Origin of the sequence: Streptomyces sp. NBC_00341, assembly GCF_041435055.1 — a bacterium.
Classification (GTDB): domain Bacteria; phylum Actinomycetota; class Actinomycetes; order Streptomycetales; family Streptomycetaceae; genus Streptomyces.
The window spans coordinates 6,748,965-6,761,898 of the sequence record NZ_CP108002.1 but is presented as its reverse complement, the minus strand read 5'-3'; the positions used below and the strand labels follow the sequence as shown (position 1 = coordinate 6,761,898).

At 71.2% G+C, this 12,934-nt stretch carries 10 protein-coding genes; 3 read left to right on the top strand and 7 right to left on the bottom strand.

What is annotated here, in order from left to right; translation table 11 throughout:
* Positions 1–273 precede the first annotated feature (273 nt).
* Positions 274–1,038, bottom strand: coding sequence for an NUDIX domain-containing protein (locus OG892_RS30465; protein ID WP_073737706.1), 765 nt, complete (start codon positions 1,036–1,038; stop codon positions 274–276).
* 214 nt (positions 1,039–1,252) lie between these two features.
* Entirely contained in the window at positions 1,253–2,554 is a 1,302-nt protein-coding gene (locus OG892_RS30460; protein WP_073737707.1) for a DUF4192 domain-containing protein, read from the bottom strand.
* Positions 2,555–2,665: 111 nt separating this feature from the next.
* Between OG892_RS30460 and OG892_RS30455 the strand changes: the two genes are divergently transcribed.
* Together OG892_RS30455 and OG892_RS30450 are read left to right on the top strand one after the other, a co-directional pair.
* Positions 2,666–4,837 carry a RecQ family ATP-dependent DNA helicase gene (locus OG892_RS30455; RefSeq protein ID WP_371630760.1) on the top strand — a complete coding sequence of 724 codons (2,172 nt, stop codon included), beginning with the start codon at positions 2,666–2,668 and terminating at the stop codon, positions 4,835–4,837.
* 217 nt (positions 4,838–5,054) lie between these two features.
* Complete coding sequence (locus OG892_RS30450; protein ID WP_073737709.1) at positions 5,055–5,687, top strand: hypothetical protein; 633 nt, start codon at positions 5,055–5,057, stop codon at positions 5,685–5,687.
* A 171-nt stretch (positions 5,688–5,858) separates the two neighbouring features.
* Here OG892_RS30450 and OG892_RS30445 read toward each other — a convergent pair whose 3' ends face one another.
* From OG892_RS30445 to OG892_RS30435, 3 genes are all read right to left on the bottom strand, one after another.
* Complete coding sequence (locus OG892_RS30445; RefSeq protein ID WP_328865206.1) at positions 5,859–6,479, bottom strand: hypothetical protein; 621 nt, start codon at positions 6,477–6,479, stop codon at positions 5,859–5,861.
* A gap of 60 nt (positions 6,480–6,539) precedes the next feature.
* Positions 6,540–7,250, bottom strand: coding sequence for a ribonuclease HII (locus OG892_RS30440; RefSeq protein ID WP_073737711.1), 711 nt, complete (start codon positions 7,248–7,250; stop codon positions 6,540–6,542).
* 141 nt (positions 7,251–7,391) lie between these two features.
* A complete protein-coding gene (locus OG892_RS30435; protein ID WP_073737712.1) occupies positions 7,392–8,018 on the bottom strand; it encodes a TetR/AcrR family transcriptional regulator in 627 nt (208 codons plus the stop codon).
* 234 nt (positions 8,019–8,252) lie between these two features.
* Between OG892_RS30435 and OG892_RS30430 the strand changes: the two genes are divergently transcribed.
* Entirely contained in the window at positions 8,253–9,806 is a 1,554-nt protein-coding gene (locus OG892_RS30430; RefSeq protein WP_073737713.1) for an MFS transporter, read from the top strand.
* 112 nt (positions 9,807–9,918) lie between these two features.
* Here OG892_RS30430 and OG892_RS30425 read toward each other — a convergent pair whose 3' ends face one another.
* Both OG892_RS30425 and OG892_RS30420 read right to left on the bottom strand, forming a co-directional pair.
* Positions 9,919–11,772 (bottom strand): DUF4153 domain-containing protein, encoded by a 1,854-nt coding sequence (locus tag OG892_RS30425; RefSeq protein ID WP_371630759.1) that lies wholly within the window; start codon positions 11,770–11,772, stop codon positions 9,919–9,921.
* A gap of 256 nt (positions 11,773–12,028) precedes the next feature.
* Complete coding sequence (locus tag OG892_RS30420; RefSeq protein WP_328865208.1) at positions 12,029–12,925, bottom strand: ADP-ribosylglycohydrolase family protein; 897 nt, start codon at positions 12,923–12,925, stop codon at positions 12,029–12,031.
* Positions 12,926–12,934 lie beyond the last annotated feature (9 nt).

The following is a 12,934-nucleotide window of genomic DNA, read 5'->3' as shown; positions in this document are numbered from 1 at the left end:
GGTGAGACCGCTCGACGGCAGTGGGTACCACGGAAAGATAACCCGACATATAAGACTTTCTGCGCAACTCTGCGTCTACGGCGCTCCGGCCTCACTCCGCTCGAATCCCGGCGGCCCGTGCATCCGGCATGCGGGCACACCGGCTGCACGGGCGCGCGTCGGTTGACCGGGCATTCGGTTACACGAACACGCACCATGTACGGGCATGCCTCGCGGGTACGGAGGCACATCGGCCGTACGGCATCGGTGTGGACTCGCCCCGCGGCAGGGGGATCAGACCTCGGGCCGGAGCATCGGCGGGTTGAGTACGGTGGCCGCGCCCGACCGGAACAGCTGCGCGGGACGGCCCCCCTGCCTGGTGGTCGTGCCGCCGGAGGGCACCAGAAACCCGGGCGTGCCTGTCACCTTGCGGTGGAAGTTCCTCGGGTCGAGCACGACGCCCCAGACCGCTTCATACACCCTGCGCAGTTCCCCGACCGTGAACTCCGGCGGGCAGAAAGCGGTGGCCAGCGAGGAGTACTCGATCTTGGAGCGGGCCCGCTCCACACCGTCGCCCAGGATCCGCGCGTGATCGAAGGCCAACGGCGCCGGGTGTTCACCGTCGCGGCCGTATCCGCCCTCGGGTCCGAGCAGGTCACCGACAGGTGCCCAGCGGGCACCGTTCGCGTCCCCGCCCGCCCGGGGCGCCGGCAGGTCGGGGGCCAGCGCGAGATGGGCGACGCTGACGACCCTCATCCGCGGATCGCGCCCCGGGTCCCCGTAGGTGGCGAGTTGTTCGAGGTGAGCACCGTTCCCGACAGCGGGAACCGCCGGGTCGTGCGCGGAGAGCCCGGTCTCCTCCACGAGCTCACGCGCCGCGGCCGCTCCGAGGTCCTCATCGGCTTTGACGAAGCCGCCGGGCAACGCCCACCTGCCCTGGAACGGCGATTCACCTCGGCGCACCACCAGCGCGCAGAGCGCGTGACGGCGGACCGTGAGCACGACCAGGTCGACGGTGACGGCGAAGGGCGGGAAGGTCGACGGGTCGTAGGGCGGCATGCCGTGATCATAGTCGTCTGCCTGACGATAAACACTCCCTTCGTCGCGCTCTTCGTCCGTCCCGGCACCGGCCGGGACGCTCCGACGGCGCTCCGTCCCGTGCTCCCCCGTGCCTCGGAGTCCAGGAGCAGGGCGCCCGCGCCGTGTCCGGTGGTCGTCACGTCGCATCTGTTCCGGTACGACCAGGAGCAGGGCGCCCGCACCGCGTCCGCCGTCATCGACGGGTCCTGGACCCCCGGCGGCCCTGCGTCCGGGGCAGTCCTGCGCGGCGCCGGTCGGGCGCCGCTCCGGGCCTGGTGGAACCCTGCCGCGTCCGGCGCCGCCCGGCTGCCTGCGCCCGTACGGAACGGGCCCCCGCGACCCGTCCCGTGCCGTGGCCACGCCGTACTGTCCTTGTGGCGCGTTCGCCGCGCAGGCAGCGTCGCAGCGTCTCCGGATCGAGGCCCTGGTTGCAGGCCTCGTGCAGCAGCTGGGCGAATGTGTACCCGGGATCCAGCCGCAGAGCGAGGCCCAGCGCGACCCGCGCGGCTGGCTCGTCCCCGGTGGACCAGGCGACCCAGCCCGCCAGCGTGAGCGGGGCCGCCGCGTGCTCCACGTACGGCGCGACACAGCGGCGGGACAGCGCCCGCCACAGCCTCAGCGCGGACTCGGCCTCGGGACCTTCCATCCACTCGGCGGCCCTGTCGCGGGTCTCGCGGTCCTGGAGGCCGAGAATCACCGCGGCGGCCTCCTCGTGGCTGATCAGCCGGTCGTCGTTGAGGTCGGACAGCGAGGGCATCGCCGTCGGTACCTCCTCGAGGCGTTTCATGAGCTGCCGGGCGAGCCTCAGCGTCGATCCTCCGACCTCCTTGCGGCCCTCCTCGTCCAGGAGCTTAGGCAGCAGCGCGGACCCCGCCCGGTCGAGCGCCTGCTGCTGCCCGCTGCTCGCGGTAGCCGCGAGGGGCGTGAGCCTCGCCTCCATCTCGCGCAGCGATCCCCGTACCTGAACGCCCGCGTAGGTAGCTGCCGCCGCCATGACCGAGGTGCCGGGCACGGCCAGCGGGGTGCCGTCGGCCGGGCAGCACCGGGCATCGGGGCAGCAATAGGACCAGTAGCGGTCGGCGGAGATGCAGAGCGCTTCGAGCACCGGCACGTCCAGTGCTCCACAGGCGGTGCGCAGCCGTTGGGCGAAGGGCCGAAGCCGCTCCATGATCTGGTTGCCGGTCTCTCCGTCCGCCGGATCCTGGCAGAGGAAGACGACGATCGCGTCGGGCCGGTCGCCACGCCGCTCGCTCCCCTTGATCAGGCATTCAGCGAGCTGCTCGGCAACCGACGGCCACTCCTGCGCGGACTGCGGAATGCCGAGCCTGAGCCGCCCGCCGAAGCGGCCCCGGCCACCGTGCAGGGCGACCATGACCACGCTGTCGTTCGGATGGAATCCCATGAGATACGGGAGGGCATCGGCCAGTTCGGCCGGGCCTCGCAGGGTGATCTGCTGCTCGTCGGAGGGACCGGTGGATTCGTGGTGCTTGTTCATGGGATGACGGTCTCGTGCCGGACAAGAATCCGCGACCCCCTGTGGATAAGTTATCCACAGGGTCAGCGCGGTCGTTCGCGGTTTGTCGTACCCATCGGGTTGCATGGGGGCATGACCAACGCAGACCGCGCAGAGCTCAGGGCTTCGGCCGACTCCGTACTGGCCCGACTCGTCGGGGACGCCTCCGGCACCGCCCGGCTGCGCGAGGATCAGTGGCGAGCCATCGAGGCGCTGGTCGCCGACAAGCGCAGAGCGCTGGTCGTCCAGCGGACCGGCTGGGGCAAGTCAGCCGTGTATTTCGTCGCCACCTCGCTCCTGCGGGCGCAGGGCAGCGGTCCGACCGTCATCGTCTCGCCCCTGCTGGCGCTGATGCGCAACCAGGTCGCGGCCGCGGCCCGAGCCGGTATCAGCGCCCGCACGATCAATTCGTCCAACACCGAGGAGTGGGACACCGTCCAGGCCGAAGTGGCCGCCGGAGAGGTGGACGTGCTGCTGGTCAGCCCGGAGCGGCTCAACAATCCGGACTTCCGGGACCAGGTCCTGCCGCGGCTCGCCGCCGCGACCGGGCTGCTCGTGGTCGACGAGGCGCACTGCATCTCCGACTGGGGCCATGACTTCCGCCCCGACTATCGGCGCCTTCGGACCATGCTCGCCGATCTGCCCTCGGGCGTACCGGTGCTCGCGACCACCGCCACCGCCAACGCCCGCGTGACAGCGGACGTCGCGGAGCAGCTGGGCACCGGAGCGGGTACGGACGCCCTCGTGCTGCGCGGTCCGCTGGACCGCGAGAGCCTCAGCCTCAGCGTGCTGCAGCTTCCCAACGCCGCCCACCGGCTGGCCTGGCTCGGCGATCACCTCAAAGAGCTGCCCGGATCCGGGATCATCTACACCCTGACGGTCGCCGCGGCAGAGGAGATCACCGCCTATCTCCGTCAGTGCGGGCACACCGTCGCCTCCTACACCGGCCGTACCGAGAACGCCGACCGTCAGCAGGCGGAGGACGATCTGCTGGCCAACCGCGTCAAGGCGCTGGTGGCAACCTCCGCGCTGGGCATGGGATTCGACAAGCCCGACCTCGGATTCGTCGTGCACCTGGGCTCGCCCTCCTCCCCCATCGCCTATTACCAGCAGGTGGGCCGTGCGGGCCGCGGTGTCGAGCACGCGGAGGTGCTGCTGCTTCCCGGCAAGGAGGACGAGGCGATCTGGCAGTACTTCGCCTCGGTCGCCTTCCCGCCGGAGGAGCAGGTCCGGCGCACGATCGACGTACTCGCCCAGGCAGGCCGCCCGCTCTCGCTGCCCGCCCTGGAACCCCTGGTCGACCTGCGGCGCACGCGGCTGGAGACCATGCTCAAGGTCCTCGACGTCGACGGGGCCGTCCACCGGGTCAAGGGCGGCTGGGTCGCCACGGGAGAGCCCTGGATCTACGACACGGAACGCTATGCCTGGGTCGCCCGTCAACGGGCCGCCGAGCAGCAGGCGATGCGCGACTACGCGACGACGGACGGCTGCCGGATGGAGTTCCTGCGCCGCCAGCTCGACGACGAGGAGGCGACCGCCTGCGGGCGCTGTGACAACTGCGCCGGCGCACGCTTCGACCAGGGCGTCTCCTCGGCCGCGCTGGACACCGCCCAGGGTGAGCTCCGAAGGCCGGGTGTGGAGGTGGAGCCGCGCAAGATGTGGCCGACCGGTCTCGCCGCGGTGGGCGTCGATCTCAAGGGCCGTATCCCAGCGGGGGAGCTGTCCGGCACCGGACGCGCGCTGGGGCGACTGTCCGACATCGGCTGGGGCAACAGGCTGCGCCCCATGCTGGCGCCGCAGACACCGGACGCACCGGTGCCTGACGATGTGGTCGACGCGGTGGTCACCGTGCTGGCCGACTGGGCCAAGGGGCCCGGCGGCTGGGCATCCGGCGCGGTGGACGCCGTGCCCCGGCCGGTCGGTGTGGTCACCATCGCCTCGCACAGCAGGCCGCAGCTCGTCCAGTCGCTCGGCAGCCGTATCGCGGAGGTCGGGCGGATGCCCTTCCTCGGCAGCGTCGGCCATGCCCCGGAGGCCGACGGAATCCGGATCTCGCAGACCAACAGCGCGCATCGTGTCCGGGCACTGCACGAGACGCTCGTCGTGGGAACCGAGCTGGCCGAGGCCCTGGCGCAGGCACACGGCCCCGTGCTGCTCGTGGACGATCTCTCGGACACCGGATGGACGCTCGCCGTGACGGCCCGGTTGTTGCGACGGGCCGGCGCTGACGCGGTGTTTCCGCTGGTCCTCGCTGTTCAGGCGTGACAGGTGGCGTCAGCCGGGGCCCGATTGGGCAGGGATATCCGTGTCATTCCAGCTGATCAGCGTCAGCTGCGCCAATTGCTCGTTGCCGCCTGCCGATCCGCCAGGGAGAATTGGACTCGCCCCCCGCACAGTTCTTTCGCAGCCCGGAAGGGCTGTGCCACGGCGCGCCCTCACCCGACCCTGCCCGCATCGTGGGCGCGTATGCGAAGGGAGGACCGTGACCTTCGGATTCGCTCCGTCCGCAGCCACTTCCATGTCGGCAGCCGCCGACTCCGCCAACCGCCTTGCCCGGATACTCGAACCGGCCGAGTGGGCCGCGGCGGGCATACCGCTGCTGCGCAGCCCGCGCGAGGTCGTCAGCGGCCTGCACGCCAGGCACCGGCCGACTCCGGCGACCGCCGTCGTAGCCGTGCTCGATCACGAGGAACGCCTGACGGCCAGTGCCTCGTTCGCCCGCCGCTCGGTGACGGCGGACGGCTGGGAATTCCGTAACTCACTGCTGGCGCATCTGCGCCGGGTCATCCCGCACGATCTCCGCCGCCGTACTCCCGTCCGTACCGCAGTGCTTCTCTACTGCCGCGAGGGGGACGAGCGCTGGACGGAGGAGGACGGGGCGTGGATGTGGGGGCTGCGGGACGCCTGCACCCTGCACGGCCTGAGGTGCGGCGCGTACATCACGCTGACCACCGGCGGCTGGCAGGTGCTGGGCGAGGGCAGGGGTGGTCGTCGCCCCAGCTCCACCTCTCGTCCGGCTGCTCTGGCGGACACCGCGCTGGATCAGGATCCGGCCACCCCGTCGCGCACCGGCGGCGGTGCGGCCCAGGCACTGCACCGCAGCGTGGCCCGCTGACCCCGGCCGTGGGACCCGGCCGCCCTGAGGGCGGCCGGGTCACCAACGGGCCGGATCACAAACAGGCCGGGTCACCAACAGGTGGGGCGCCGCGGACCAGGCCCCGTAGGACGGGCTCACCACAGGCCGGGGCTGAGCTCAGTAGCCACCCCCGGCCGTTCGTGCCGCGGGTCAGACGCCCGCGCCGAGCACGGCATTGACCTGCTGCGGGTCACCGCAGACGATCAGCAGGGCTCCGGCGTTCCGCCGCGCGGTGGCCAGCGCACGGGTGGCGGCGTCATCGACGGCACCGTTCACCGCGACGATCACCACCGGCCGGGGCTTCACCCGGTCCACGGCTGCGGCTCCGGCGAAGAACACGTCGTCGCCGGCTTCGTGCTGGGCCCAGTAGGCGGCCTCGCCGAAGGACAGCTCGTGTGTTGCCCACGGGTGTTGCTCATCCGTGGTGAGCACCAGGATGTCGCCCGGAGCGCGACCGGAGTCGAGCAGCAGGTCCACCGCCTCGTCGGCGGCGGCGAGCGCGCCGTCGGCGGGGGCAGGGATCAACTGGAGCTGCGGCGCGGAACGGTTCTCCGGCGCGGCGGCCTGGGGTCGGACGGGGGCAGGGTGCGGGCGCTGCGCCGGGGGCGCTGGCCGCGCGGGGCCGGGACCCGGACGACCGGGGCGCGGCATGGCCGCTGTACGCGGGCCGGGTACGGGACGAGGGGTCGACGCGGTGCGGCCGGTGGCCGGAGTGGCGCGGGGACCCTGGGCGCTCTCGTGAATCTGAGGCTCCTCGGGGATGAGAGGCATGGGTGGTTGTCTATCAAACGCTGACACCGAAGACATCAGCGGGTGGGTACGTGTGTGCGATCAGAAGTCGAAGCCGAGCTGGCCCCCGCTTTCCAGTGCGGCCGCCTCGGCGGAGAAGCGGACCTTCTTGAGGTGCTGCCACCTGGGCAGCGCGTCGAGGTAGGACCACGAGAGGCGGTGGTGGGCCGTTGGGCCCCGCTCCTCCAGTGCGGCCCTGTGCACGGGGGACGGATAACCGGCATTGGCACCGAACGCGAAGTCCTCGTACTCACCGGATTCCGCGCCGAGTTCGGCCATCGCCGTGTCCCTGCGAACCTTCGCGATCACCGAGGCCGCCGCAACCGCCACACAGGACTGGTCGCCCTTGATGACGGTACGGACCTGCCAGGGCGAGCCCAGGTAGTCGTGCTTGCCGTCGAGGATCACCGCGTCCGGGCGTACCGGCAGCGCCTCCAGGGCGCGGACGGCCGCGAGGCGCAGGGCGGCGGTCATCCCGAGTTCGTCGATCTCCTGCGGTGAGGCGTCACCGAGTCCGAACGCGGTCACCCATCGCTCCAGCAGCGGCGCGAGCTCCGCGCGGCGCTTGGGGCTGATCAGCTTGGAGTCGGTGAGCCCGGCGGGCGGTCTGCGGAGACCGGTGACGGCGGCACACACGGTGACCGGACCCGCCCACGCTCCGCGCCCGACCTCGTCGACACCGGCGACGGTCCTGGCACCGGTGGTGGCGCGCAGTGAGCGCTCGACGGTGTGCGTGGGTGGTTCATACGGCATGGCGCCAGCAAGCGTACGCCGATGCGGCGACCGGGAACACCCCGGGGCGCATGCCGGCCCGCCGCCGTCCGGCGCCGCGCCGCCGGACCGGTCACGGCACCCTCGCCGGCAGAGGCCGGGAACCGCGTCCGGCGAGGGCCGTCAGCGGGCTCCGGAGCGGAAGAACGGCATCGCGACCTGATCGATCAGCTCAGCGATGTCGCCGTCACTCCATTCGCTGCCGCACACCTTGCTGCGATACATCATCATCGCGGGGATAACGTCGAAGGCCAGCCCGCACAGCGCGTCGGGGCGAACCTCTCCGCGGTCGACGCCACGGCTCACCACTTCCTTGATGAGGTCGGTCGACGGCGCGATCACGCTGTGGAGGATCACCGACTGGAACCGTTCGGCCGTGCTCGCGTCACATTCGTGAAGGACCGACCGCAGGGCGATGCCGGACTTGGAGAGCATGCCGTCCCGCAGCGTGCGGCACAGCTGATAGAGGTCGTCACGGATGTTGCCGGAGTCGGGGGCGCCCCCCATCGGCGGCAGTGCGCGACGCAACGCGTCGGCGACCAGATCCTCTTTGGAGGGCCATCGACGGTAGATCGCCGCCTTCCCCGTCTGGGCACCCGCGGCGACGCCCTCCATCGTGAGCCCGTTCCAGCCGACCGTGCTCAGCCGCTCCAGCACGGCTTCGAGGATCGCGCTCTCCAGTACGGAGCCCCGGCGGCGAAGTGACACCACCGGCGGCCGGGCGGCGGCTGCCGATCGCGAAGTATCCATGAGTTTCTCTCCATCGAAACGGGTTCGCCGCACCCCCGCCGGCCGGACAGGCGCGGCGAACAGGGCGGCACGTGGGGCCGGCGGGGACCGAGCAGTCCCGAGCCGAACAGCGGTACCGGACATGACCGGGAGGCAGCGGACTCAGTGAACGCTTGCGTTCACTGAGGGGGATTGACTACCGTTACCGGAACAGTGAACGGGTCCGTTCACTAATTCACTTGCGGGGGATCCATAGTGACAACCTCTCAGTTAGAAGCACGGGACGCACCGAGCCCGGCACGCCGGCAAGGCCGCCCGGGTATCGCCCTGACCGTCATCGCCGCCTGCCAGTTGATGGTTGTGCTCGACGCCACGATCGTCAACATCGCACTCCCGCACATCCAGAACGCCCTGAGCTTCTCGACCACCGATCTCTCCTGGGTCCTCAGCGCCTACACGCTCACCTTCGGCGGGCTGCTGCTGCTCGGCGGCCGGGCAGGGGACATCCTCGGCCGCCGCCGGGTCTTCATGGCCGGAATCCTGATCTTCACCCTGGCCTCGCTGCTCGGCGGATTCGCCCAGGAGCCCTGGCAGTTGCTGGCGGCCCGCGCGCTCCAGGGCATCGGCGGCGCGATCGCCTCACCGACCTCGCTCGCCCTCATCACCACAACCTTCCCGGAGGGTCCGGAGCGCAACCGCGCCTTCGGCGTCTTCGCCGCCGTGTCGGCGGGTGGCGGCGCGGTCGGCCTGTTGGCGGGCGGAATGCTCACCGAATGGCTGGACTGGCGCTGGGTCTTCTTCGTCAACGTGCCGATCGGCGTACTGATCGCCGTACTCGCTCCGCTGTACATCAACGAGTCGCAGAGGCATCCGGGCCGCTTCGACATATCCGGAGCGCTGACCTCGACCCTTGGCATGGCCTCGCTCGTGTACGGATTCATCCGGGCGTCGGAGGAGGGCTGGAGCGACTCCCTCACGCTGAGTTCGTTCGGCGCCGCGGTCGTGCTGCTCGCCTCGTTCGTACTCATCGAGATGCGCGCCAGGGAGCCGATCACCCCGCTGCGGATGTTCGCCGACCGCAACCGCTCCGGAACGTACGTCATCATGCTCAGCTTGTCCGCGGCCATGCTCGGCATGTTCTTCTTCATCGTGCTGTTCGTGCAGAACGTGCTGGCCTACACACCGATCGAATCGGGGTTGGCGTTCCTGCCCGTGGCCGTCGCGATCGCCGCCGGGGCCGGAATCTCGCAGCGGCTGCTCCCGGTCCTCGGACCGAAGCCCTTCATGGTCACAGGCTCGGCGCTCACCGGTGTGGGTCTCGGCTGGCTCACGTTCATATCCTCCGACAGCGGCTACCTGTCCGGGGTACTGGGACCGATGATGTTCTTCGGCGTCGGCATGGGGCTGAACTTCGTGACGCTCACCCTCACCGCGGTCTCCGGCGTCGCCCAGCACGAGGCGGGGGCGGCGTCCAGTCTACTCAACGCGAGTCAGCAGGTGGGTGGTTCGCTGGGGCTCTCGATCCTGGTCACCGTCTTCGGCACGGCGAGCCGCAACGAGGCGGAGAAGCAGGTTCCGCAGTTCCTCGCGAAGGCTTCGCCCGAACAGAAGGCGGAGTTCGCCCGAACCCACGAGCTGCCGGGGAGCTGGGGGCACCAGGTGCTTGCCCAGGGCATCTCCACCGCGTTCATCGCGGCGGTGGCCATGGCGGCCCTCGCCCTGCTCACAGCGGCTCTGGTGATCAGGGTACGCAAGAGCGATCTGGACGCGCTGAGCGGCAAGGCGTCGGCGGGGGGAGCGGCCGTGTAACGCACACTGTCCGTACGGACACGGCCTGTCCGGCCTGTCTGAACAGGCCGGACTGTTCAGACAGGCCGGACCTCGGTGATCAGTAGGGGATCGGCCGGTGATCAGCAGGGGATCAGTAAGGGTCGTACGGATCGTACGAGTCACCCCCACCGTTCCCGTCGGCCCCGTCACCGCCTCGTTCGTTCCCCATGTCGCCCGACCCCAGACCCTGGCAATTGCGCACCCGCGCACCGGGATCCCAGTCACCGAGAATGTCCCGGGCCCGCGCCTCACCCCAACTCGTCGCGTACCAGGGCGAGTCCGAGCTTCGCAGTGTCCGCTGGATCTCTTCGAGGGCGCACGAGCGCAGCGGCTCCGGCAACCTGTCCAGGGCGGGCACGGCATCGGCGGAGAGGCCGCGGAGGTACTGGATGTCGATCGAGTGGTGGTCGCCGTACCGCTGGACGTTCTGTTCGGCGATCAGTCCGTCCGGTGAGACCAGTCCGAAGGCCAGTACGCCGACGGCCGCACTCGCGGCGACGGCGCGCGGAAGCATCTTCGCGCCGAACACCCCGGCCGCCATGATCAGCAGGAGGACCACGCCCAGCCAGAGCTCGACCGCGGCCACGGAGATGCGCAGCCGGGTCAGACCATAGGCGTCGACGTACAGATCCATGCGCCGCAGCGCGGAGGCGACGACGACGAGGGTGAGCAGGCACAGCGTGCCGAGCACGGACCGCACGAGCGTACGGTCGCGTGGTCCGCCGCGCGGCGCCCAGCGGAGCGCGAGGGCGATGACCAGCAGGGTGAGGACGGTGGCCCAGAGCAGTTGCCAGAAGCCCTCGCGGGCGTACTGGGCGTAGCTGAGATGGGTCTCGGCCATCACCTTGTCGTAGCCGCCGAGCAGCACCGTGAGCTGGATGGCGAGGAAGCCGGCGAAGAGCAGGTTCAGGACGATCAGCGGGAGCGCCCACTCCAACCGCCCGCGTGCCGGGCCGGAAGGCACGGTCAGCGCGTCCCAGCGCACCGGTGCGGCGGCGGTGTACGCGGCCGCGAGCGCGCCCACGAGCCCCAGTGCGGCGAGGAACAGCCGCCACGGACCCTCGCCCACCGACACATCGGGGATCAGGCTGCCCAGTACGTCGGCGAACGCGGCATCGGCGCTCGAGAAGAGCGCCCCGAACACGATGAGCAGCACGACCGCCGCGGCCGTGGAACGGAACGCGACGCGCCAGCGCCCGCGGGAGTCGGCCATCCGGTCGCGTACCCCGTGGACGCCCCAGCCCAGCGATCCGGCGACGGAGGTGAGCAGCCCCAGCGAACCGAGGAAGATCCCGAGCCAGCCCCGGCTGCCGTGCAGCGCGAGCGAACCCACCGCCACGGCGGACACGACGGCGAGGAAGACCGGCCAGCCCGCGTCGCGGAGTGCCGGTACGGCGAGGAGTGCGAGGCCGCCGACGGCCCAGACCGCGGTCCACGGGCGCAGCCGACGGCCGGCCGCCCGTGCGGCGAAGTACGCCGCGAACGCCGCGGGTACCGCCACGACGAGCAGGTTCAGACCGATCCCGTCACCGAGCAGCAGGGCGCTGAGCAGCGCGGTGGCCAGGACGGACCAGAGAGTGGCCGCGGGGACGGGCCCTGGTGCGGCGGGGCGGATCCGGGTGAGTTCCGAGGGCGTCTGCCTGCCGGTATGCGCCCAGGGCGAGGGGGGCTGCCGCGGGTGCGGCTGTCTCGCGTAGGCCGGCACCTTCGGCGGCTCCGGCACGGCGGCGCGCTCGTCAGGGACGGCGGAGCCCGTCGTGCCGGACCGCGCGGGCTCGGAGCCCGCGCGGTCCGGCACGACGGGCTCCGGTACGGGCTTGGACATCTGCACCCCGGCCGGCACCGGCTCGGGCGTTCGCGCCTCGGCCGGTCCGGGCTGATCCGCCGGCTCCGGCGACCCCGGCGCGCGCTCGGACCGGGGTGGTTCTGCTCTGTGATCGGACATGGGACCCCTCCCCACCGAGGTCCGCCCACGCGAGCCCTGGGCAGCGCGCGGCCCCCCGGCGTCTCATTCGGTGCGCACCCGTCGTAATGATCACCGAGGGCGGCGTGGCCGAAAGAGTAACCCCCCGTTACCGTCGTCGACCGTGCAGGGAAGCGCTGTGGCAGTACCGTGACAGTCGGTACGGCGCGCCGCTTCTGCCGCGCCGTCCGGCCCGGCGGCCGGATCCGTTACCGCGTCCAGCCCGGCAGTCCCTCTGTTACCGCGCCATCCAGTCGGGCAGCCGCTCCGTCTTCGCGGTCCAGTCCGCCGGTGGCGCTCCGGCCGCGCCGGCCGCGACCACCCCGCCGACGATCGCGCAGGTCGTGTCGACGTCTCCGCCCGCCTGGGCGGTCACCCAGAAGGCCTGCTCGAAGTCGCCGAGGCTGCGGGCCGCGGACCAGAGGGCGAAGGGGACGGTGTCGTGCGCACTGGTGCGACGGCCGTTGCCGAGCACCGCGGCGACCGTTCCGGCGTCGCGGTAGTCGAGCATGTCGCGGGCCCTGCGCAGTCCCGCACCGACCGCGCTGCGCGGTACGAGCGCGATGACGCCGTCGAGGAGGTCGGCCGGCTTCGGCGGGCCGCTGGGCGACGCGGCGAGCGAGGCGGCAGCTGCCACGGCCATCGCGCCCACGACCGCTTCCCGGTGCTGGTGGGTCGGGTACGAGGAGATCTCGGCCTGGTGCGTGGCCTGCTCGGGGTCGTTCGCGTACCAGGCACCGAGCGGGGCGATGCGCATCGACGAACCGTTGCCCCAGGAACCCTGGCCCTTGAAGAGCGCGGAGGCGAGCTCCCGCCAGTCCCCGCCCTCCCGGACCAGTCTGAGCAGGCGGTTCACGGCGGGGCCGTAGCCTCGGTCGAAATCGTGGTGCACCGCGAAGGAACGGGCGAGCGCGTCCTGATCGATACGGCCGTGGTCGCGGAGTACGGACAGGACCGAACAGGCCATTTCCGTGTCGTCGGTCCACTGCCAGGGCCCCGGGGGCAGGAGGCGGTCCTTCAGGAGCGGATAGTTGGCGGGCACAAAGAACTGTGAGCCCAGGGCGTCTCCCACGGAGAGGCCGCGCAGGCTGGCAAGGGCGCGTTCGAAGCGCTGGTCGGAAGCCGATTCGGTCATCGGTTCCAC

What these genes read in the sequence shown, in the direction of transcription:
- OG892_RS30420 (WP_328865208.1), bottom strand. Translation starts at nt 12,925, where the DNA reads ATGACCGAATCGGCTTCCGACCAGCGCTTCGAACGCGCCCTTGCCAGC.
- OG892_RS30440 (WP_073737711.1), bottom strand. Translation starts at nt 7,250, where the DNA reads ATGCCGTATGAACCACCCACGCACACCGTCGAGCGCTCACTGCGCGCC.
- OG892_RS30425 (WP_371630759.1), bottom strand. Translation starts at nt 11,772, where the DNA reads ATGTCCGATCACAGAGCAGAACCACCCCGGTCCGAGCGCGCGCCGGGG.
- OG892_RS30445 (WP_328865206.1), bottom strand. Translation starts at nt 6,479, where the DNA reads ATGCCTCTCATCCCCGAGGAGCCTCAGATTCACGAGAGCGCCCAGGGT.
- OG892_RS30435 (WP_073737712.1), bottom strand. Translation starts at nt 8,018, where the DNA reads ATGGATACTTCGCGATCGGCAGCCGCCGCCCGGCCGCCGGTGGTGTCA.
- OG892_RS30455 (WP_371630760.1), top strand. Translation starts at nt 2,666, where the DNA reads ATGACCAACGCAGACCGCGCAGAGCTCAGGGCTTCGGCCGACTCCGTA.
- OG892_RS30465 (WP_073737706.1), bottom strand. Translation starts at nt 1,038, where the DNA reads ATGCCGCCCTACGACCCGTCGACCTTCCCGCCCTTCGCCGTCACCGTC.
- OG892_RS30460 (WP_073737707.1), bottom strand. Translation starts at nt 2,554, where the DNA reads ATGAACAAGCACCACGAATCCACCGGTCCCTCCGACGAGCAGCAGATC.